At 73.5% G+C, this 20,067-nt stretch carries 20 protein-coding genes; 14 read left to right on the top strand and 6 right to left on the bottom strand.

The annotated features are described in order from the left end of the window. Nucleotide 1: 1 nt before the first annotated feature. Nucleotides 2-145, bottom strand: a complete 144-nt coding sequence (locus tag RB614_RS40900; protein ID WP_308718113.1) for a hypothetical protein — start codon at nucleotides 143-145, stop codon at nucleotides 2-4. Between the two features lie 116 nt (nucleotides 146-261). Between RB614_RS40900 and RB614_RS40905 the strand changes: the two genes are divergently transcribed. The 11 genes from RB614_RS40905 to RB614_RS40955 all read left to right on the top strand — a co-directional run bounded on the left by RB614_RS40905 (nucleotide 262) and on the right by RB614_RS40955 (nucleotide 12,118). Further along, the gene (locus tag RB614_RS40905; protein WP_308718114.1) at nucleotides 262-1,026 is read left to right on the top strand and encodes an ABC transporter permease; all 765 of its coding nucleotides are present in this window, start codon (nucleotides 262-264) and stop codon (nucleotides 1,024-1,026) included. A 142-nt stretch (nucleotides 1,027-1,168) separates the two neighbouring features. Then, nucleotides 1,169-2,797, top strand: coding sequence for a class I adenylate-forming enzyme family protein (locus tag RB614_RS40910; RefSeq protein ID WP_308718115.1), 1,629 nt, complete (start codon nucleotides 1,169-1,171; stop codon nucleotides 2,795-2,797). A gap of 345 nt (nucleotides 2,798-3,142) precedes the next feature. Further along, on the top strand, nucleotides 3,143-3,982 hold the full coding sequence (locus tag RB614_RS40915; RefSeq protein ID WP_308718116.1) for an AfsR/SARP family transcriptional regulator: 840 nt from the start codon (nucleotides 3,143-3,145) through the stop codon (nucleotides 3,980-3,982). A 326-nt stretch (nucleotides 3,983-4,308) separates the two neighbouring features. Continuing rightward, nucleotides 4,309-5,730 carry a class I adenylate-forming enzyme family protein gene (locus tag RB614_RS40920; RefSeq protein WP_428983211.1) on the top strand — a complete coding sequence of 474 codons (1,422 nt, stop codon included), beginning with the start codon at nucleotides 4,309-4,311 and terminating at the stop codon, nucleotides 5,728-5,730. 15 nt (nucleotides 5,731-5,745) lie between these two features. Next, complete coding sequence (locus RB614_RS40925; protein WP_308718117.1) at nucleotides 5,746-6,021, top strand: phosphopantetheine-binding protein; 276 nt, start codon at nucleotides 5,746-5,748, stop codon at nucleotides 6,019-6,021. Continuing rightward, on the top strand, nucleotides 6,018-7,283 hold the full coding sequence (locus RB614_RS40930) for a beta-ketoacyl-[acyl-carrier-protein] synthase family protein (protein WP_308718118.1): 1,266 nt from the start codon (nucleotides 6,018-6,020) through the stop codon (nucleotides 7,281-7,283). The genes RB614_RS40925 and RB614_RS40930 overlap by 4 nt, the downstream gene beginning before the upstream one ends. A gap of 47 nt (nucleotides 7,284-7,330) precedes the next feature. Next, nucleotides 7,331-8,395, top strand: a complete 1,065-nt coding sequence (hppD, locus tag RB614_RS40935) for a 4-hydroxyphenylpyruvate dioxygenase (RefSeq protein ID WP_308718119.1) — start codon at nucleotides 7,331-7,333, stop codon at nucleotides 8,393-8,395. 18 nt (nucleotides 8,396-8,413) lie between these two features. Further along, nucleotides 8,414-9,310: a phytanoyl-CoA dioxygenase family protein gene (locus RB614_RS40940; RefSeq protein WP_308718120.1), complete on the top strand. Its 897-nt coding sequence runs from the start codon at nucleotides 8,414-8,416 to the stop codon at nucleotides 9,308-9,310. A gap of 12 nt (nucleotides 9,311-9,322) precedes the next feature. Beyond that, entirely contained in the window at nucleotides 9,323-10,111 is a 789-nt protein-coding gene (locus tag RB614_RS40945) for a DUF3050 domain-containing protein (protein ID WP_308718121.1), read from the top strand. 5 nt (nucleotides 10,112-10,116) lie between these two features. Continuing rightward, on the top strand, nucleotides 10,117-11,157 hold the full coding sequence (locus RB614_RS40950) for a thiamine pyrophosphate-dependent dehydrogenase E1 component subunit alpha (RefSeq protein ID WP_308718122.1): 1,041 nt from the start codon (nucleotides 10,117-10,119) through the stop codon (nucleotides 11,155-11,157). After that, nucleotides 11,150-12,118: an alpha-ketoacid dehydrogenase subunit beta gene (locus tag RB614_RS40955; RefSeq protein WP_308718123.1), complete on the top strand. Its 969-nt coding sequence runs from the start codon at nucleotides 11,150-11,152 to the stop codon at nucleotides 12,116-12,118. Before RB614_RS40950 ends, RB614_RS40955 begins: the two co-directional genes overlap by 8 nt. Before the next feature lie 82 nt (nucleotides 12,119-12,200). Here RB614_RS40955 and RB614_RS40960 read toward each other — a convergent pair whose 3' ends face one another. After that, nucleotides 12,201-13,397, bottom strand: a complete 1,197-nt coding sequence (locus RB614_RS40960; protein ID WP_308718124.1) for a glycosyltransferase — start codon at nucleotides 13,395-13,397, stop codon at nucleotides 12,201-12,203. Next, entirely contained in the window at nucleotides 13,394-13,648 is a 255-nt protein-coding gene (locus RB614_RS40965; protein ID WP_308718125.1) for a hypothetical protein, read from the bottom strand. The genes RB614_RS40960 and RB614_RS40965 overlap by 4 nt, the downstream gene beginning before the upstream one ends. Nucleotides 13,649-13,742: 94 nt before the next feature. On the opposite strand from RB614_RS40965, the gene RB614_RS40970 reads away from it, so the two are divergent. Continuing rightward, nucleotides 13,743-14,693 carry an ATP-binding cassette domain-containing protein gene (locus RB614_RS40970; protein ID WP_308718126.1) on the top strand — a complete coding sequence of 317 codons (951 nt, stop codon included), beginning with the start codon at nucleotides 13,743-13,745 and terminating at the stop codon, nucleotides 14,691-14,693. Here the strand turns inward: RB614_RS40970 and RB614_RS40975 are convergent. Continuing rightward, nucleotides 14,679-15,314 carry a 4'-phosphopantetheinyl transferase family protein gene (locus RB614_RS40975; RefSeq protein ID WP_308718127.1) on the bottom strand — a complete coding sequence of 212 codons (636 nt, stop codon included), beginning with the start codon at nucleotides 15,312-15,314 and terminating at the stop codon, nucleotides 14,679-14,681. The genes RB614_RS40970 and RB614_RS40975 overlap by 15 nt on opposite strands. A gap of 46 nt (nucleotides 15,315-15,360) precedes the next feature. On the opposite strand from RB614_RS40975, the gene RB614_RS40980 reads away from it, so the two are divergent. Beyond that, nucleotides 15,361-16,431: an alpha-hydroxy acid oxidase gene (locus RB614_RS40980; protein ID WP_308718128.1), complete on the top strand. Its 1,071-nt coding sequence runs from the start codon at nucleotides 15,361-15,363 to the stop codon at nucleotides 16,429-16,431. A gap of 62 nt (nucleotides 16,432-16,493) precedes the next feature. Here the strand turns inward: RB614_RS40980 and RB614_RS40985 are convergent, their stop codons facing one another. Beyond that, nucleotides 16,494-17,648, bottom strand: coding sequence for a right-handed parallel beta-helix repeat-containing protein (locus RB614_RS40985; RefSeq protein WP_308718129.1), 1,155 nt, complete (start codon nucleotides 17,646-17,648; stop codon nucleotides 16,494-16,496). Between the two features lie 72 nt (nucleotides 17,649-17,720). Next, on the bottom strand, nucleotides 17,721-18,950 hold the full coding sequence (locus RB614_RS40990) for an aminotransferase-like domain-containing protein (protein WP_308718134.1): 1,230 nt from the start codon (nucleotides 18,948-18,950) through the stop codon (nucleotides 17,721-17,723). 160 nt (nucleotides 18,951-19,110) lie between these two features. Between RB614_RS40990 and RB614_RS40995 the strand changes: the two genes are divergently transcribed. Then, nucleotides 19,111-20,055 carry an alpha/beta hydrolase gene (locus tag RB614_RS40995; protein ID WP_308718130.1) on the top strand — a complete coding sequence of 315 codons (945 nt, stop codon included), beginning with the start codon at nucleotides 19,111-19,113 and terminating at the stop codon, nucleotides 20,053-20,055. Nucleotides 20,056-20,067: the final 12 nt, after the last annotated feature.

The raw sequence follows: 20,067 nt of genomic DNA on the forward strand, positions 1-20,067 counted from the left end.
ATCATCCGAAGCCGCCCTCGAAGCCCAGCGGAAAGCCGCCGTCGGAACGGGACGGAGTGCCGCTCTCGAACCCCAGCGGAAAGCCGCCCTCGGCACGAAACAGGGAGCCGCGGTCGAAGCGGAACGGCGATCGATGCGTCATCATCGGCAGGAGTCTAAGTAGACGGAGCTTGACTCCCGGTCGAAGCGCGAGCGGAGGTGGGCTCGACGTCCGGTCAAGGCGCTTGTCGCCGGTCGCGGAAAGGCCATACCGTCCGACCCGTGAAACTCGCCCGCGACACGTGGCTGGTCTTCCAGCGGCAGATGTCCCTGATGCTGCGCAGCCGGACCTGGCTCATCTTCGGCCTCGCCCAGCCGATCACCTACCTGGTGCTGTTCGCGCCGATGCTCAAGCCGGCGCTGGCCTCCATGGGCGCGGACAGCTACGGCGACGCCTACCGGGTCTACGTTCCCGGCCTGCTCGTCGTGATGTGCCTGTACGGCGGCCTCTTCACCGGCTTCGGCCTGCTCGCCGAGCTGCGCGCCGGCATCATCGAACGGGCCCGGGTGACGCCGGTGAGCCGCTCCGCGCTGCTGCTCGGCCGGGCCCTGCGCGACGTGGCCTCGCTGCTGGTGCAGGCGCTCATCATCACCGCCATCGCGGTGCCGTTCGGGCTCTCCGTCGGCGTGCTCGACCTGCTGCTGGCGTACCTGCTGCTGTGCGTCATCGCGTTGATGACGACCTCGCTGTCGTACGCGGTGACGCTGCTGGTGCGCAAGGAGGGCGCGCTCGGCCCGGTGATGAACACCGTGGCGCAGCCGGTCGCGCTCCTCGCCGGCGTGCTGCTGCCGGTCGCGCTGGCGCCGGCGTGGATCCAGGCGGTCGCCGACTGGAACCCGTTCTACTGGGTCACCAACGGTATGCGTTCACTCTTCGAGGGAAACACCGGCGACACCGCGATCTGGCAAGGGCTGGCCGGCGTCACCGTCCTGGCCGCCGTCGCCATCGCCTGGTCCACAAGGCTTTTCACGCGCACGATCCGCTGACCGGGCACGGGCCGCAAGCTCGCACGCCCACCGATCCCGCGCGGGCCGAGCGCCCGCACGATTCCAAGCGGGCCGAAAAGCTCGCACGATCCCACGCGGGCCGAAAAGCTCGCACGCCCGCACGATCCGGTAAGGGGACGCAATGAGCGAGAAGAACATCCGAGCCGCCCTCGTCGCCGACCCGGAGCTGGGCGCCGGCAACGTACTGCCCAAGCTGCGCGAGCACGGTGCCGACCCGGCGGGGCCGGGGATCACGTTCGACACCCCGGTCGACGGGCGCCCGGCGTACGAGCCGCTGACCCTGGGCGCCCTGGAGGAGCGGGCCGCCGCCCGGGCCGCCTGGCTGTACGCGCACGGCGTGCGCCCGCGCGACCCGGTCGCCGTGTACGTCACCTCGGCCGCCGACGTGTTCCTGAACTTCTTCGCCCTGGCCCGGATCGGCGCGATCCCGGCGCTGATGAACGGCAACATGCCGGCCGAGGTCGCGCCCGGCTTCGTGGAGCGGCTGCGGGCGGAGTACGTGATCGCGGACGGGGCCCACCGCGGCGCGCTGCCCGGGACGGCCGTCGTCGACCCCGCCGAGACCGGCACCGGCGACCCCGCCGCGGCGCCGCCGTACTACCGGCACCACGCCGACGACCCGGTCGTCATCACGCACTCCTCGGGTACCACGCGGGTGCCGGCCGCCGTCGTGCACTCGCACGCCAGCCTCTTCGCCGCGATCCGCCGGGTGCGGCTGGTCGAGCCGCGCCCCAGCCACCCGGTACGCGAGATGTCCGTGCTGCCGGCCGCGCACGCCGCCGGGATCATCACCGTCAACCAGGCGCTCTGCAACCGGTACGAGCTGCTCTACCTCTCCGCCCAGGGTGGCGAGTTCGCCTCCAGCGGCGCGGCCGTGCTGGACGCGATCGAGCGGTGGCGCCCGACCGGCGTGTTCGGGTTCGCGGTCACCTGGGCCGAGCTTGCCCGCCACGACCTCGCCGCGCGTGACCTCGACTCGGTGAAGGTGTGGTTCAACACCGGCGACTCGGCGCACGAGGCGCACATCCGCCGGCTCGTCGCGGTCGGCAGCCACCAGCGGTACACACCGGACGGTCCGCTCACCGTGCCCGGCTCCCGGTTCATCGACGGGATCGGCTCGACCGAGATGGGGCACTCGGCGTTCCACGTCACGCACACCGCGCAGAGCGAGCGCTACGGGCGCTGCGTCGGCCGCCCGTACCCGTTCGCCGAGGTCGTCCTCCTGGACCTGGCGACCGGCACGGAGGTGCCGGTGGGCGCGGTCGGCCACGTCGGCCTGAGGTCGCCCACCCTCGCGCCCGGCTACTGGAACGACTCGGTGACCACCTACCGCACCCGGTTCGGCGGCTACTACCTGACCGGCGACCTGATGTACCGGGACGCGGAGGGCTACTACTACCACGTGGACCGGGCCGTGGACGCGGTCGACCTGGGCGGCGGCGCCTGGCTCTACACGGCGCAGTCGGAGGAGCGGATCCTGGTGCGCTGCCCGGACGTACGCGACTGCACGGTCGTCGCCGGCCGGGAGGGCGGGGCGGTCGTCACCGACGTACTGCTGATGCTGGACGCCGGCGCGGACCCGGACGCCGACCGGACCGGGGCGGTGCGCGAGGCGCTCGGCCCGGCGGCCGGCGCGACGCTGCGCCGGGTCGTGGCCGTGCCGGACGACCAGATCGTGGTCGGCCCCACCGGCAAGGTGCGCAAGTTCCTCATGCGTCAGCGGCATCTCGCCGGGGTGGCGAGCGCCTGACGCTGACCGGACGACGCGTCATCACCCGCCCGGCCGGTCTTCCGCAGACAATCCGCGGTCTTCTGGAGACAGTCCACGATGCATGTTGCACGGTTGGCATGGCATAGACCTCCATCACTGGTGATCGAAGCCTAAATCCGGATATCTACGGCGCGCCGGCATTAGTGATCGATGCCCACCACTGCGTGGTTAGGTAGAAGTCCCTCGATCAGCTAAACAAACGCGCCCACTCTCCGGGATGGAGGGGTCACTACTCTGGCAGAAACGGGCCCGCGCTCGGGTAGATTGCTGATCATCCCAAGCGCGCGCACGTTTCCCCGGAGGTCCATATCAATGTCTTATGTCATGGGAAGGGACCTGGAAATACGGGTCCTGGGACCATTGATGCTCATCTGTGGTGATTCCTCGGCCACCCCTACCGCACCCAAGCCGCGCTCGGTACTCGCGCTGCTGCTGCTGCAAACGAACCAGACCGTACCGGTGACCGCCCTGATCCAGGAGCTGTGGGGCCACGAGCCCCCGGCCAGCGCCCTGACCACTCTCCAGACGTACGTGCTGCACCTGCGCAAGCTGTTCAGCGCCGCCCTGGCCATTCCCGCGTCCGAGGTCGCCAAGTGCGTCCTCGTGACCACCCCCGGCGGATACCTCTTCCGCGGCATCACCGACGACTTCGACCTGGCGCGCTACGAACGGCTCTCCAGCGAAGGGCGCAAAGCGCTCGCCGCCGGGCAGAACGGGCTCGCGGCCGAACGGCTGACCCAGGCGCAGGCGCTCTGGCGCGGCCCGGCGCTCACCGACGTGCGGGCCGGCCCGCTGCTGCAACCGCAGGTCAAACGGCTGGAGGAGTCCCGGCTCACCACCGTCGAGCAGGGCATCGAGGCCCGGCTGCGGCTGGGCCGCCACCAGGAGGTGCTCTCCGACCTGGCCGGCATGATGGCCGAGCACCGGCTGCACGAAAACCTGCACGCCCAGTTCATGGTGGCCCTGCACCGCAGCGGCCGCCGGCAGGAGGCGCTGCGGGTCTTCCAGCAGCTGCGCACGACCATGACCGAGGAGCTCGGGCTGGAGCCGTCCAAGCGGCTGCACCTGTTGCAGCAGGCCATCCTCAGCGACGACCCCGCACTCGAGGTCGCCCCCCGCACCGACGGGCTCGCGCAGCTGCTCGACCAGATCACCGTCCGGTGAGTGGCCCCGCGCCCGCCCGAACGCCGTCTCGCGACCACGTCGACAATCGCTAGAAACCGGGAAGACCCCCTCTCGCGATTGTGTAGTGGTCGCCTCGGGAATGGATCACTAATACGAACAGTAAGCAGGCCGCCAACGAAGTCGGCCACGTTTTCGCAGCTTGGGAGATTGTCCCGTGAGGCCGCTTCGGTGGCGACCGCGAAGAGTCGCCGCCGGACGGCCTTTCGGCTTGGTTGACCGCCCGGAAAGGCGCTGTTAGCGTTCGCCCCGATCGCCGCCGAACCACTTCGAAATATCGCGGCGTGAATTCTTTCTTGGGGGCCATTGTGTTTCCTGGCGCGCCGGCCGGCATCGCGGTCGACCCATTCGACGGCGAATGGGTGGGCGACTATCTGCTCGCCGGGCGCGACGACCAGGAATGCCTCCGGCTGGGGGAGCCGCTCACCCGCCGCGACCTGCGCCGGCGCGTCGCGGCAAGGGCCACCGACCTCCGCGCCGCGGGCCTGCGCGCGGGCGGCACCGTCGCGCTGCGGATGCCACCCGGCATCGGGTACGCCGAGAGCCTGCTCGCCGCCTGGACCGTGGGCGCGCAGGTGGCGCTCCTCGACCACCGGCTCACCCAGCACGAGGTCGACCGGGCCCTGGCCCGGATCGCCCCGCAGCTGGTCGTGTCCACCTCGGACGGTGCGCCGGTCGTCGCGCCGCACCCGGGCCGCCCCGCCCGGACGCCGCACGCGCTGCTGCAGCTCAGCTCCGGCTCCACCGGACCGTCCAAGGTGATCGGTCGGACCGCCGCCAGCCTCGTGTCCGAGGTGGATCGTTACCGGCTCGTCGACGGGGTACCCGAGCCGGGCGAGCGGATCGTGCTGCTCGCCTCGACCGTGCACGTACTCGGCCTGGTCGGCGGCCTCCTCTACGGCCTGCACACCGGGGCCACGCTCGTCGTACCGCCCTTCCTGTCCACCGGCGCGGTCCTCGACGCGATCGCCTCCGGACCCGAGCCGGCCACGGTGCTCGGCGTGCCGTTCCACATCGAGTTCCTCGCCGCGGCCGGCCGTGACCGGCACCTGCCGCAGCTCAAGCGGATGACGGTCGGCGGCGAGCTGGTCCGCCCCGCCGTCCGGGAGGCGTTCGCCGCCCGCTGGCCGGTACCGCTGGGAAACATGTACGGGATGACCGAGGCCGGGGTCATCGCCACCGACCTCTTCGGGGAGCACCGGCCGGCCCTCGCCCCGGCGCCCGGCATGGCCCTGCGCGCCGAGGGCGGCGAGGTGCTGCTCGCCGCGGAGGCCAGCCCGTACGTGGGGCTGAGCGACCCGGCCCGCTGGGTGGACGGCTGGCTGCACACCCGGGACGCCGGCGAGGTCGACCCGGCGACCGGGCTGGTCACGATCCGGGGCCGGCTCGACTCGCAGGTCTCCGTCGGCGGGCTCAAGGTCGACCTGACCGAGGTCGAGCAGGCCCTCGCCACCCTGCCCGGCGTGGTCGAGGCCGTGGTCGCCTGGGACGGCGCGGTCGAGGCGTTCGTGGTGCACGAGGACGGCGCGGCCGGGCTGCCGGCGCTCAAGGAGGCGCTCGCCCAGCGGCTGGCCGGATACAAGCGCCCCCGCCGCCTCACCCTCGTACCGAGGCTGCCCCGCACCGCCACCGGCAAGCTCGTGCGCAGCGTTCCCGCCCTGCGCGCGGCGGCCTCCCCGGCTCCGCCGCTGCGGCCGGCGGTCCCCGCACAGCAATCACCCACCGCCTGAAAGGAGGCGCCGCCGATGTCCGCTGACGTGGTCGCGTTCACCATCGAGTCCCTGCGCCAGATGAACTTCGACGTCGACGGCGCCGACGGTGACACGGTCTTCGGGCCGGCCGGCGTCGACCTCGACTCGCTCGCCGTCGCCGAGCTGGCCCTGCGGGTCGAGGACGCGTACGGGGTGAAGTTCGGCGAGGAGGACATGGAACGGCTGGCCATCATGACGCTCGGCGAGTTCGCCGCCGACGTCTCGGCACGCGCGTCCGCTCCGTCCGCTTTGGACGGTGCGGCGAAGTGAGGAATCGCGCGGTGGTCACCGGGATCGGGCTGCTGACCCCGCTCGGTGCCGGCGCCGCCGGGTTCTTCGACGCGGTGTGCGCCGGACGGTCCGGGCTACGCCGCCCGGCGCACACCCACCCGGTCGCCGGGATCCTCGACGCGGCCGGCTTCGCGCCGCGGGTCGACCCGGCCACCGTGCTCCCGCCCGCCGAGGCCCGCCGGGTCGACCGCTTCGTGGTGCTCGCCATGGCCGCCGCCGACGCCGCCCTCGCGGACGCGGGCGTCGCGGTCGGGCGGGAGGTGGACCCGGCGCGGACCGCGGTCGTGCTGGCCAACGCGTTCGGCGGGCTCGGCATGTTCGAGGCCGAGGCGCTGGCCCGGCAGTCGGCCGGGCACACCGCGGTCAGCCCGTACCTGCTGGCCGGGATGCTGCCCAACATGGCCACCGCCCGGATCGCCATCCGGCACGGGGTGCGCGGCTACAGCTCGACCATCTCCACGGCCTGCGCCTCCGGCGCGTACGCGGTCGCCGAGGCGCTCCGGCTCGTCCGGGACGGGCTCGCCGACGTGGTGGTCTGCGGCGGCGCCGAGGCACCCCTGCTGCCCACCGCCGCCACCACGTTCCGCAACTCGCGGGCGCTCGCCGGCGGCTGGGCCGACCCGGCCGAGGCCAGCCGCCCGTTCGACCGGCGGCGCAACGGCTTCGTGCTCGGCGAGGGGGCCGGCGTGCTCGTCGTGGAGCGGGCCGAGCACGCCGCCGCCCGCGGCCGCCCCGGGTACGCGGAGGTCGCCGGCTGGGGCGTGGCCACCGACGCGTACCACCCGACCGCGCCGCGGGATGACGGCACCGGCGCCGCGGCCGCGATGCGGCTGGCCCTGGCCGACGCCGGACTGGCCCCGGCCGAGGTCGGCTACGTCAACGCGCACGGCACCGGTACCAAGCTCGGCGACGCCGCCGAGGCCCGCGCGATCCGGGCCGTCTTCGGCGCGCACGCGCCGGCGGTCAGCTCGGTCAAGGGCGTCACCGGCCACCCGCTCGCCGCCGCCGGGGCGGTGGAGGCCGCCGCGACCGTACTCGCGCTGCACCGCGGCGTGCTGCCGCCCACCCACAACCTGGACGACCCCGACCCCGAGTGCGACCTGGACCACGTCCGCAAGGCGCCCCGCGAGGTGGCCGCCGGTGCCGCGCTCTCCAACTCGTTCGCGTTCGGCGGGCACAACGTCAGCCTCGCCTTCACCCACCCGCCCTCTGCCGCGGTCGAGGCGCCACCCAGGTCGTGAGAGCGACTTGGGGGAGCCTCGCCGACGGCCCAACCCGGAGGTCCACAATGGACGTGACGACCGTCGACCACGTCGAGTTCTACGCCGGCGACGCGGAGCGGACGGCGCGGCTGCTCGTGGAGGCGTACGGCTTCCGCCGCCTCGGCCACGGCGGGCCGGGGCTGCCCGGCCAGCACACGCTCCTGCTCGGGCAGGGCGGCATCCGCGTGCTGGTCACCGCCGCCACCGACCCGGCGCATCCGGTCGCCGCCTACGTGCGGCGCCACGGCGACGGGGTGGCCCGGATCGGGCTGCGGGTGACCGACGCGGCCGAGGCGTACGCGCAGGCGCTCCGCCGGGGCGCGGCGCCGGTCGCCGAGCCGCGCTCCTGGGGGACGGACGTGGTGACCGCCGAGGTCTGCGGGCCCGGCGCGCTCGCGCACCGGCTGGTCGAGCGGCGCGGCTCCGCGGGACCGTTCCTGCCCGGCGGCATCGAGCCGCTCCCAGCCGCCCCGGCGCCGTCCACACCGGACCTGCTGGAGACGGTCGACCACACCGCGCTCTGCGTGGCCGGCGGCGCGCTGGACGAGGCGGTCCGCTTCTACACCGAGGTCTTCGAGTTCAAGGAGATCTTCGAGGAGCGGGTGGAGGTCGGCGGCCAGGCGATGGAGTCCAAGGTGGTGCAGAGCGGGTCGGGCGAGGTGACGTTCACGATCGTGGCGCCCGACCCGGCGCTGCGCCCCGGCCAGCTCGACGACTTCCTGCGCGCCAACGGCGGCGCCGGCGTGCAGCACCTGGCGCTCAGCACCCGGGACATCGCCGCCGCGGTCGCCACGCTGGGCGCGCGCGGGGTGCACTTCCTGAAGACGCCGGCAAGCTACTACGACGCGATCGAGCGGCGGCTCGGTGAGGTCAGCCTCTCCGTCGCCGCGCTGCGCGCCGGCAACATCCTGGTCGACCGGGACCACTGGGGCGAGATGTTCCAGATCTTCACCGTGTCCAGTGTGGAGCGCCGGACGTTCTTCTTCGAGCTCATCGAGAGGCACGGCGCGCTCACCTTCGGCAGCAACAACATCAAGGCCCTCTACGAGGCCAAGGAGCGGGCACGGGCCGCCGCGCAGGCGGGGGCCTGAGGTCCGGAAGGGATTGACATGACGACCACGATCCCCGTGGCGGAGGACCTCCTGCCCTCCGAGGCCGACGTGCGGTCGTACGAGGAGCACGGCTGGTACCTGTCCAAGAAGCTGTTCACCGACGGCGAGGTCGACGCGCTGGTCGCCGCGAGTGAGGCGTTCTACGCCGGCGCCCGCAGCCGCCGGCTCGGCAAGCGACCGTCCACACTGGCCTACTGGGAACCGTCCAAGGGCGCCGTGCAGCGGCACAACGACTACGTCCACTACGAGAGCGACGAGATCGCGGCCATCCTCCGCAAGCCGGTGGTCGGCGCGGTCGCCGCGCGGCTGGCGCGGGCGGGCCAGATCCGCCTGTTCCAGTCCACGCTCATCTACAAGCCGCCGCGCCCGGACGAGCCGAGCAACCTGGTGCCCTGGCACTTCGACCGGCACTACTGGCAGACCTGTACCTCCGACCGGATGCTCACCGCGTTCATCCCGTTCCACGACTGCGGCGAGCAGATGGGCACCATCACGATGGTGGACGGCAGCCACCGGTGGGAGGAGGTCGGCGGCGGCGACAGCACCAGCCGGCACTTCGCGCACCGCGACCCGGCCGAGCTCGACGAGCTGCTCCGGGCCAACGCCCGCCACAACGGCACCGAGCTGCGCACCGTGCCGATGGTGATTCCCAAGGGACACATGAGCTTCCACCACTGCCGCACCTACCACGGCAGCGGCGCCAACCGCTCCGGCCAGCCGCGCCGCGCGATCTCGCTGCACCTGCAGGACGGCGGCAACCGGTACCGCCGACACGAGCTGTCGGACGGCACGCCGGTGACGTACAACCACGACCACTTCGTCCGCCGCACGGCGCAGGGTACGCCCGACTACGCCGACCCGGTCTTCTGCCCCGTGCTCTGGCCCGCGCCCTGAGGAGGCATCCGCATGTCCCGCTACGACTGGGGTCAGACGCACCCCGGCATCACCCGCCTGGAGAGCGCCGTCGACGAGGCCCGCACCCGGGTCGTCACCCACCCGCTCTACGCCAACCTCGACAGCCAGCCGGCGATCGTCACGTTCATGGAGCACCACGTCTTCGCGGTGTGGGACTTCATGTCGCTGCTCAAGTCGTTGCAGCGCAACCTCACCTGCGTACGCGTGCCGTGGGTGCCGACCGGACCGGCCGGCAGCCGCCGGCTCATCAACGACATCGTGCTGGTCGAGGAGAGCGACGAGCTGCGCGGCGGGTTCATCAGCCACTTCGAGCTCTACGTCGAGGGGATGGTGGAGTCCGGCGCGGACACCTCGGTCGTGGCGGCGTTCATCGACCTGGTCCGCTCCGGCGTACACCCGAAGGTGGCCCTGGGTACCGCGGGCGTCCCGGCCCCGGCGGCCGAGTTCGTGCGCGCCACGTGGGGGTTCATCGAGGGCGCGCCGGTGCACTGCCAGGCGGCGGCGTTCGCCTTCGGCCGCGAGGACCTGATCCCGGACATGTTCACCCAGGTGGTCGCGGTCAAGGAGCGCGGCGCCAAGCTGGACACCTTCGTGGACTACCTGGAGCGGCACATCGAGGTCGACGGCGAGGAGCACACCCCGATGGCCATGCGGATGGTCACCGACCTGTGCGGCGACGACGAGACGAAGTGGCGGGAAGCGGCCGAGACCGTCAACGCCGCGCTCGCCGCCCGGTACGCGTTCTGGGACGGCATCCTCGCCGCCATCAAGGCCCGGTAGGCACGGTGAGCGCTCGCCCCGCCGCGGCGGCCTTCTACGGGACGATCCGGCTGATCCGGCGCTTCGAGGAGCGCTGCGTCGACCTGGTCCGCTCCGGCGACATCGGCAGCGGCATCCACCCCTGCGTCGGCCAGGAGGGGGTCGCCGCCGGCGTATGCGCCGCGCTGCGCCCCGACGACGCCCTGCTGAGCAACCACCGCGGCCACGGCCACTTCCTGGCCCGGGGCAGCGACCCGGGCCGGTTCCTCGCCGAGCTCACCGGCCGGGTCGGCGGCGTCGACCGGGGGCGGGCCGGCTCGTTCCACCCGTCCGACCTGTCGGCCGGCATCTGGGGCGCCAGCGGCACGGTCGGGCACGGCGCGGCGATCGCCACCGGCCTGGGCTGGGCGCTCGCCCGGGACGGCGACCGGGTGGCGGTGAGCGTCTTCGGCGACGGCGCGGTGAGCCAGGGCGCGCTGCTGGAGTCGTTCAACCTCGCCTCGCTGTGGCGGGTGCCGGTGGTCTTCGTCTGCGAGAACAACGGCTACGCCACCACGCTCCCGGCGCCGGCCGGGATCGCCGGCTCGGTCGCCGGGCGGGCGGCCGCCTTCGGCATCCCGGCGTCCACCGTGGACGGACAGGACCCCGAGGTGGTGTACGACGCGATGGCCGCCGCCGTGGACCGGGCCCGCGGCGGGGACGGGCCGTCGCTGGTGGAGTTCACCACCTACCGGTACGAGGGTCATCACACGTTCGAGCGGCGGATGCGCCTGGCCTACCGGGAGGAGGCCGAGGTGGCCCGGTGGCGCGAGCGCGACCCGCTCGCCATCCAGGCCGCCCGGGTGCCGCCGCCGGTCCGCGAGGCGATCGACGCGGAGATCGAGGAGGTGCTCGACGCGGCGGTCCGGTTCGCGCTGGAAAGCCCCCGCCCCGACCCGGCCGACGCCGCCGACCACCTCTACGCCACGCCGGTACGTATCCGGGGTTCACTATTCGCTCCGCTGGGAGCCGCGGCCGTCCCCGACGGCGCCGGACCACAATTCCGCTGGGGTTTCTCCCATGCCTAAGCTGTCGTACGCCAAGGCGCTCAACCGGGCGCTCACCGACGAGATGGAGCGCGACCCGGACGTCTTCGTGCTCGGCGAGGACATCAGGTTCGCGCTCAACAACGTCACCACCGGCCTGCTCGACCGGTTTCCCGACCGGGTGCTCGAGACACCCCTGTCCGAGCAGGGTTTCACCAACTTCGCCACCGGCGCGGCGATGGGTGGCAAGCGGCCCGTGGTGGAGTACCAGATCCCGTTCCTGCTGCTGCTCGTGCTGGAGCAGATCGCCAACCAGGCCAACAAATTTCGGCTGATGAGCGGCGGCCAGGTGAAGGTGCCGGTGACGTACCTGCTGCCCGGCACCGGCTGGCGCCCCGGGTGGGGAGCCCAGCACTCCGACCAGCCGTACGGCGTCTTCGCCCACCTCGGCGTCAAGACGGTGATCCCGGCCACCCCCACCGACGCGTACGGCCTGTTCCTGTCCGCGATCCGCGACGACGACCCGGTGGTCGTGTTCTGCCCGATGCCCGCGCTCGCCCTCCGCGAGGACGTGTCCTACGTGGACCTCGCGCCGATCCCGCTCGGCGTGGGACGGGTGTGCCGCCCCGGCGACGACGTGACCGTGCTCGCCGTCGGCCACCTGGTGCACGACGCGGTCGCGGTCGCCGACGAGCTGGCCGGCGAGGTGTCGGTGGAGGTGTTCGACCCGCGCTCGCTGCACCCGTTCGACTGGGCCGGCCTGGCCGCGTCGGTGGAGCGGACCGGGCGGCTGGTCGTGTTCGACGACGGCAACCGGTTCTGCGGCGTCGGCGCGGAGGTGCTCGCCACCGCGGCCGAGGAGATGCGCCTCGCCGCCGCGCCCAAGCGGGTCACCCGGCCGGACGCGGCGGTGGTGGTGGGATGCGCGCCCGAGCTGGACCTCGCGGTGCAGCCCAGCCGGGCGCAACTGGTCGCGGCGATCCAGGCGGTGGTCAAGAGCTGACCTCCTGGCCCGCCGCGATCCCGGGCCGCCCGCCAACGCGGGGTGGCCCACCCTGGGCGGTCGACGTGCGCGCGGTGGCCCGTCAGGAGTGGGCCGCCAGCTGTTCCAGGTGTGACGCCGCGGCCGGGGCACCCCCGGCCGCGGCGAACGAGTCCCGCACCCGCCCGGCGGCCGCCGCGTACCCGGGCTCGTCCAGCACCGCGGCCAGCGCCGCCGCCAGCTCGTCCGGGCCCGAGCGGCCGAACCGCACCCGCACACCCGCCCCGGCCGCGACCACCTGGGCGGCGGTGACCGGCTGGTCGTGCTTGATGGGCGCGACCACGAGCGGCACCCCGTGGGCGAGCGCCTCGCACACCGTGTTCAGCCCGGCGTGGCAGACCACCGCCGAGAGCCGGGGCAGCAGCTCCAGCACCGGCACCTGGGGCAGCACGACCGTGCCCGGCGGCGGGTCCGGCACCGCGCCGGGTGGCGCGGCGACGACCGCCCGCACGCGGCCTTCCAGCGCGCGCAGCGCGCCGACCATCCGGGGATAGAAGTCGCGGGCCACGTCTTCGGCGAGCGTGCCCATCGTGACGAGCACCGCCCGCCGCGCCGGAGCGTCGCCGCCTGTCCTCGTCGCCGCGCTCCCCGGACCGGACGCCGCCGCAACCGGGTCGAGGGCCGCCCACGGAAACTCCGGCACGCTGGCCCGGGCGCCGAGTGCGGGGCCGACGAGCGCGTAGTGCGCCGGGAAGTCGTGCGCGCCGGTCAGGGCCGGGCTGGTGAACGCGAGCACCAGGTGCGGCGAGAAGCGCGGGTCGGCACCGTCCCCGATGGAGAGTCCCGCGCCGGCGATGCCGCGCCGGATCCACTCCTCCACTTTGGGCAGTGCGCGGAACGGGCGGGTCAGCTCCATCGACTGCGGCGCCAGGCTGGCCCAGCGCACGCCGTGGCGGTGCGCGGCCACGGCGCCGGCGAGCGCGTGCTGGTCCACCGCCACGACATCCGGGGCGAACGCCGCCACCGCCTTCTCCACCGCCGGCAGCGTGAAGCGGGCGTACGGCAGCACGAACCCGTCCCACAGCGACCGCACCGCCCGCAAGCCGCGGTCACGCTGCCCCCGGTAGGGGCGCATGCCGGTGGGGAAGACGGTCACGGCGTCGCCGAGCATCCGGCGCAGCGCGGTCTCCGGGCCGGCCCAGGCCACCTCGTGCCCCCGCTCGGCGAGCACCGCCGCGACGGCGCCGGCCGCGTACACATGGCCGGCCAGCGGCGGCGCCACGAACAGGAACCGGCTCACCGGGACACCAGCCGCGCGATGTCGCCGACGGTCAGCGCGACCAGCTCGTCGAGGTCGAGACCGGCCAGGTACGCCGGCAGGTCCACACCCCACCGCGCGCGCAGCGCCTCGCCCAGCGCGGCCACCTCGACGCTCTCCAGCCGCAGGTCGTCCTCGAGCCGGCTCGCCGCCGTGACCGCCGCGCCCCACCGCTCGTCCTCACCGGTCACGTCGCGCAGCAGACCGGCCAGCTCCCGCACAGTCGTGTCCATAGTGGTCTCACGGTATCCGTTTGCGGGGCAGGGCGGGAGCGTCCTTTAGCCCACTTCCACGGGTCTTCGAGAGCCGGCCCATACAGTGAGGTCCATGATTGCGACCAGGGGCCTGCGCAAGTCCTACCGGTCCGGCCGCGGCCGCAAGGCCACCGTGGTCGAGGCGGTGCGCGGCGTCGACCTCGACGTCAAAGAGGGCGAGATCTTCGGCTTTCTCGGGCCGAACGGCGCCGGCAAGACCACCACCCTGCAGATGCTCACCACGCTCATCGAGCCGGACGGCGGCGCGGCCACCATCGCCGGCGTCGACCTGCTCCGCGACCAGGCCGAGGTGCGCGCCCGGGTGGGGTACGTGGCGCAGGGCGGCAGCACCTGGGACGACTCCACCGCGCGGGAAGAGCTGGTGCTGCACGCGCGGATGCACGGGCTCAGCAAGGCCGAGGCGCGCCGCCGGGCCGCCGACGCGCTGGCGGCGTTCCAGCTGAGCGAGTACGCCGACCGCCCCTGCCGCACCTACTCCGGCGGGCAGCGGCGCCGGGTCGACATCGCGCTGGGCATCATCCACCGGCCCCGGCTGGTCTTCCTGGACGAGCCGACCACCGGGCTCGACCCGCAGAGCCGCGCGCACATGTGGGACGAGATCCGGCGGCTGCGCGACGGCGGGATGACCATCTTCCTCACCACGCACTACCTGGACGAGGCCGACGCGCTCTGCGACCGGATCGCCATCATCGACAACGGCGAGATCGTCACCGAGGGCTCGCCGGACCAGCTCAAGCGGGAGATCACCGGCGACGTGCTCGTGGTCGGCCTGAACGGCGCCACCCCCAAGGCGGCCGCGCTGCTCGACGGCGCCGCGTACGTGCGCAAGCTGGAGACCGACGCGGCCGGCCTGCGGCTGTACGTGGACGACGGCGCCACCGCGATCCCGCAGGTGCTGCGCGCCCTCGACGGTGCCCGCCTCGACCTGGACTCGATCCAGCTGCACCGGCCCAGCCTCGACGACGTCTTCCTGGCCAAGACCGGCCGGTCACTCCGTGACTGACCACCACGCGGTGGTGACCCGAAACGGCTCCGGCCCGCACAGCGCCACCGCCCCCGCGAAGCCGGCCGGCACCGGCACGTCCACCACGTGGTACGCCCCGGCCACCACCGGCCCGCCGGCCACCGGCAGTGCCAGCCCCTGGGTGAGCCGCCCGCCGGTCGCCTTCACGCACGCCTCCTTGCGCGCCCACAGCCGGGCGAACTCGGCGGCCCGCTCGCCGCTCGCCGCCACCAGACCGGCCTCGCCGGCCGGGAAGTACCGCGCCGACATGGCGAGCGGGTCGAGGCCGGGCGTGTGCCGCTGGACGTCGACGCCCACCGCCCGCGCCGGGGTGAGCGCCACCGCGGCCAGGTCACCGGAGTGGGACAGGCTCACCCGCACCCCGTCGACCTCGGGCTTGCCGTGCGGCCCGTACGCCCAGCGCAGCGCCTGCGGAGCGACGCCGGCCGAGGCGGCGGCGAGCAGCCGGGCGGCGCCGTGCGCGGCGACGAACCGCAGCCGCCCCACCGGGTCGAGCGCCGCCGCGCGGGCCCGCTCCCGCTCGTCGAGCAGCCCGGACAGGCGGGCGGCGGCGGCCCGCGGCAGTGGCGAGCGGACCAGCCACACGCGCACCTCGTCCACGCCCACATCCTTTCCGCACCCGCTCGAGACCGGCTAGGAGACCACTGTGGACGCCCTGCTGACCGTGGCGGAGTACGAGGCGGCCGCCCGGGACCGGCTGCCCGCGGGCATCTGGGACTACATCGCCGGCGGCAGCGGGCAGGAGCGGACGCTCGCGGCCAACCTGGACGCCTTCGCCCGGCTCGCGCTGCGCCCCCGGTGCCTCGTGGACGTGTCGCGGCCGGACCTGTCGACCGAGCTGCTCGGCGTCCGGCTGCGTACCCCGGTCGGGGTGGCTCCGGTCGCCTACCACCGGCTGGTACACCCGGAGGGGGAGGTGGCCACCGCGCGCGCCGCCGGGTTCCTCGTCGTCAGCGCCTTCGCCAGCCGCACCCTCGAAGAGATCGCGGCCGCCGCGGCCGGTCCACTGTGGCTGCAGCTGTACTGGTTCCGCCGCCGCGAGGTGGTCGCCGGGTTGGTCCGGCGGGCCGAGGCGGCCGGCTACCGCGCGCTGGTGCTCACCGTGGACACGCCGCGGGTCGGGCGGCGGCTGCGGGAAGCGCGGCGCGGCTTCGCGATACCGGCGGGGATCGTGGCGGCCAATGTGGACGCGGCCGTGATGGCGCGTACGCATGAGGCGGTGGACGGCGAGTCCGCGCTGGTACGCCACTCCCGCGAGCAGCTCGACCCGTCGCTGGGCCCGGCCGACCTGGCCTGGCTGTGCGCTCAGACAGACCTGCCGGTACTGGTGAAGGGTGTGCTCACCGCCGAGGACGCGGAGCTGGCGCTGGCCCACGGCGCGGCCGGGGTGGTGGTCTCCAACCACGGCGGCCGGCAGCTCGACGGCGCGGTCGCCAGCGTCGACGCGCTCGCCGAGGTGGCCGCCGCGGTCGCCGGGCGCGGCCCGGTGCTGCTGGACGGCGGCGTCCGCACCGGCACCGACGTGCTGCGCGCGCTGGCGCTCGGCGCGAGCGCGGTGCTGGTCGGCCGCCCCGCCCTGTGGGGGCTCGCGGTGGACGGCGAGCCGGGGGCGCGGGCGGTGCTCGACGTCATCGCCGCCGAGCTGGAGGACGCGATGGTCCTCTCCGGACGCCCCCGACTCTCCGATGTGGACCCGTCGCTCCTGGCCCGCCCGTGATCGAAGCTCCCGTCAAGTCGTTCTAGCGACGTGAAGGGAGCTTCGATCACCGAGAAGGGCGCTCAGCACCAGTAGAGGTCGGAGCTGTTGCGGGTCACGTTGCGGACCACGTTGTTGCTGCCGGTGCAGGGGCTCCACCGGATGTTCGTGTTGCTGACGGTCAGGTTCTGGAACGTGATGTCCGACGAGGCGGGAAACTCCGTGCGGGCCGCGATCCGCACCTCGCCGCCGCCGGAGACCGTGCCGGACTGGGCCGCGATGGTGACGTTGTAGCAGTTCTCCACCAGGATCGAGTTGTTGCCGTTGTTGCTGAGCGTGATCCGGTCGATGACCGCGCCGCCGCTCTCCGAGACGCAGAAGATGCCGCGCCCGCCGCCGCGCGCGATGACGTTGCCGACCCGGATGTTGGTGGGGTAGCCGCTGCCGATCCGCCCGTTGCGGTTGGCCATCCGGAACGCCGCGTAGCCGGTGCCGGTCGCGGTGTTCTCCGCGTCGACGGTACCGACGGTGGCGTTGATGGTGTCGTTGAGCAGCAGCCCCGAGTAGCCGACACCGCGGGCGGTGACTGTGCCGACGGTCAGCCCGTCGACGCCGTACGTCTCCACGCCCTGGTTCGTCGCACCCTGCACGTACACGTTGTCGATCCGGATGTTGCGCACCTTGACCGCGCGGTCGCCGCCGTGGTTGTCGATCCGGACCGCGAGCCCGCCGGACAGGCGCATGTCGATCTGGCCGAGCACCAGGTTGTTGACGTTGCGCATAAAGATGCCGCAGAGCGGGGCGCCGCGCACCTGTAGGTAGCGGACCTCGATGTCCCGGGTGCCGCGGGAGTAGATCGGCGCGTTGTCGCCGGAGCCCGAGCCGTTGACGGTGATCGCGCCGCAGACGTCCAGGATCGTGTAGCTGGGCACGGAGATGCGCGAGCCGGCGCTCATCGTGCCCGAGCCGCGTACGACCACGGACTGCTTCGAGGTGCGGCCCGCGGTGAGGCTGTCGAGCGCGGCTTGGACGGCGGCGCGCAGGTCGGAGCCGGTGTAGACGGTGCGGCTGCCGTTGCGTGAGGTCCAGGTGCTGCCGCTGAGCACGGCCTCGGCGTTGAACGACCCGTCACCGCAGGCGGCGAGGGTGCCGACGTCTCCGGGGGTGGTCGCGGCGTAGGCGGCGCCGGGTACGACCAGCGCGGCCGCGGTGAGCAGGACCAACCATCGTGGTTTCACGGTGCCCGCCTTTCGAGAGCGGAAAGGGCTTTCCGGGTGTGCCCGGCACCGTATCGAACCGTTTCAATGTAATCAAGGTTGTCTATGCGTGCGGGTGAACTCCCGCAGCCTGCGCACCCCTTCGTCGATCTCGCCCGGATCCAGGTAGCTGCAGGAGAGGCGGATCTGCCGCTCCCCGCCGGCACCGGCGTAGAAGTAGCTCATCGGCGTCCAGAGCACCCCGTGGTCGCGCGCCGAGCGGGTCAGCGCCGCCTCGTCCGCGACGAACGGCACGGTCAGCACCAGGAAGAAACCGCCGTCCGGCACGTTCCAGCCGAACCCGGCCGCGCGCCCGAAGTGGCGGTCGAGCGCGGCGAGCAGCGCGTCGAGCCGCTCGCGGTAACGCCGGATCCGCTCCTCGCCCCCGGCCCGCAGCCGGCACCCGTACGTGACGAGCATCCCGCCGACCACCGCCTGGGCCAGCGGAGACGTGTTCACGGTGGTCATGCTCTTGATCTTGGAAAGCTGGTCGGCGAGGAGCGTGACGCTGCCGTCCGGCGCGACCACCGGCTGGTCCGCGATCGTGTAGCCGACCCGCGCCCCGGGAAAGCACGTCTTGGCGAACGAGCCGAGATAGACCACCCGCCGGTGCTCGTCGAGGCGCTTGAGCGTCGGCACCCGCCGGCCGGTGCGGGAGAAGAGCCCGTACGGGTTGTCCTCCAGCACGAACAGGTCCTCCTCGGCGGCCACCGCGAGCAGCTCCCGCCGCGCCGCCGCCGGCATGCTCGTGCCGGACGGGTTGGCAAAGTCGGGCACCGCGTAGAGGGCGCGCGGCCGGCGCCCACCCGCCCGCACCCGGGCCACCGCCGCGCGCACCCCCGCGGCGTCCACACCGGACGGACCCTCCGGCACCGGCTCGACCGCGACGTCGAGCAGCCGGGCCGCGCCGGTGATGCCGATGTAGCAGGGGGAGGCGACCAGCAGCACGTCCGCCGGGTCGCGAAACAGTGCCCGGAGCGCGAGCAGCATCCCCTCCTGCGCGCCCACGGTGACCACAATGGACTCCGCCGGCACCTCGATGCCCTCGTCGCCCGCGACCGTGGCGGCGACGAGCTCGTGGATCTGCCCCTTCGTCCGTCCATACTGGAATAGCACCGCGCCGACCTGCCGCTGCGACAGGCCGCGGTCCCGCTCCAGGTACTTGGCGTAGGCGTCCAGGTAGCCGGCCACCACCGTCGGGTCGAACGGCTCGTCGTACGGCCGCCCGGGCGCGAACGAGACCGCACCGGGAAAGCGGGCGGTCACCTCGTTGAGGAAGTTCATCGTGTCGAGCAGGGGGTCACTCAACGAGCCGTGCAGGTCGGTGAGTTGCACGTCGGTAGACCTCGATGCGAAGATTCGTTGCGGGTATTGGGTTTTCGGTCGTCTCACCGTATCGGCGGCGCCTCCAGGAGCCGTCGAGCCTGGCTAGGAGGAGAGCCGAATGCCCCTGCACCCGCAACTCGCGCTGATGCGCGCCCACCGCGCCGCGACCGGTGCCCGCCCGCTCTACGAGATGTCGCTGGCGCAGGCCCGCGCCGCCGACCTCGCGTCCATCAAGGCCGACCGCGGCACCGCCCACCCGGTCGGCGAGGTCGTGCCACTGCGCATACCCGGTCCCGCCGGCGACCTCGACGCCCGCCTCTACCGCCCGGCCGCACCCGCCGCCGGGCCGCTGCCCGTCCTCGCCTACTTCTTCGGCGGCGGCTGGGTCCTCGGCAACCTGGAGACCAGCGACGGCATCTGCCGCCGGCTCTGCGCCGGCACCGGCTGCCTGGTCGTCTCGGTGGCCTACCGGCTCGCCCCCGAGCACCCGTTCCCGGCCGCGCCCCGCGACTGCCACGCCGCCGTGACCTGGCTGGCGGCGCACGCGGCCGAGCTCGGCGGCGACCCGTCCCGGCTGGCCGTGGCCGGCGACAGCGCGGGCGGCAACCTCGCCGCCGCGGTCACCCTCCAGGCCCGCGAGTCCGGTCCGCCGCTCGCCGCCCAGGTGCTCGTCTACCCCAACGTCGCGTACGGCGCCGACACCCCCTCGATGCGTGACAACACCGATCCGTACTTCTTCAACCGCACCTCCGTCGCCTGGTACTGGGGCCACTACCTCGCCGACCCGGCCGACGGCGCCGACCCGCTCGCCTCCCCGCTGCGCGCCGCCGACCTCAGCGGCCTCCCGCCGGCCCTGGTGGTCACCGCCGAGTACGACCCGCTGCGCGACGAGGGCGAGCGGTACGCCGAGCGGCTCCGCGCCGCCGAGGTACCCGTCGAGCTGGCCCGGTACGACGGCATGGCGCACGGCTTCCTCACGATGACCGGCACGCTCGCCGCGGCCCGCGGGGCGACCGCGCGGGTCGCCGAGTACCTGCGCAAGGCCCTCAGCGTCGCCAGCTGAAACCGGTGGCGG

It is taken from the genome of Phytohabitans maris, assembly GCF_031085175.1.
Lineage (GTDB): Bacteria > Actinomycetota > Actinomycetes > Mycobacteriales > Micromonosporaceae > Phytohabitans > Phytohabitans maris.

Bases quoted from the DNA above. Each gene is read 5' to 3' on its own strand.
- RB614_RS40900 (WP_308718113.1), bottom strand. From the start codon at position 145: ATGATGACGCATCGATCGCCGTTCCGCTTCGACCGCGGCTCCCTGTTT.
- RB614_RS40910 (WP_308718115.1), top strand. From the start codon at position 1,169: ATGAGCGAGAAGAACATCCGAGCCGCCCTCGTCGCCGACCCGGAGCTG.
- RB614_RS40915 (WP_308718116.1), top strand. From the start codon at position 3,143: ATGGGAAGGGACCTGGAAATACGGGTCCTGGGACCATTGATGCTCATC.
- RB614_RS40925 (WP_308718117.1), top strand. From the start codon at position 5,746: ATGTCCGCTGACGTGGTCGCGTTCACCATCGAGTCCCTGCGCCAGATG.
- hppD (WP_308718119.1), top strand. From the start codon at position 7,331: ATGGACGTGACGACCGTCGACCACGTCGAGTTCTACGCCGGCGACGCG.
- RB614_RS40940 (WP_308718120.1), top strand. From the start codon at position 8,414: ATGACGACCACGATCCCCGTGGCGGAGGACCTCCTGCCCTCCGAGGCC.
- RB614_RS40945 (WP_308718121.1), top strand. From the start codon at position 9,323: ATGTCCCGCTACGACTGGGGTCAGACGCACCCCGGCATCACCCGCCTG.
- RB614_RS40955 (WP_308718123.1), top strand. From the start codon at position 11,150: ATGCCTAAGCTGTCGTACGCCAAGGCGCTCAACCGGGCGCTCACCGAC.
- RB614_RS40965 (WP_308718125.1), bottom strand. From the start codon at position 13,648: ATGGACACGACTGTGCGGGAGCTGGCCGGTCTGCTGCGCGACGTGACC.
- RB614_RS40970 (WP_308718126.1), top strand. From the start codon at position 13,743: ATGATTGCGACCAGGGGCCTGCGCAAGTCCTACCGGTCCGGCCGCGGC.
- RB614_RS40990 (WP_308718134.1), bottom strand. From the start codon at position 18,950: ATGAACTTCCTCAACGAGGTGACCGCCCGCTTTCCCGGTGCGGTCTCG.
- RB614_RS40995 (WP_308718130.1), top strand. From the start codon at position 19,111: ATGCCCCTGCACCCGCAACTCGCGCTGATGCGCGCCCACCGCGCCGCG.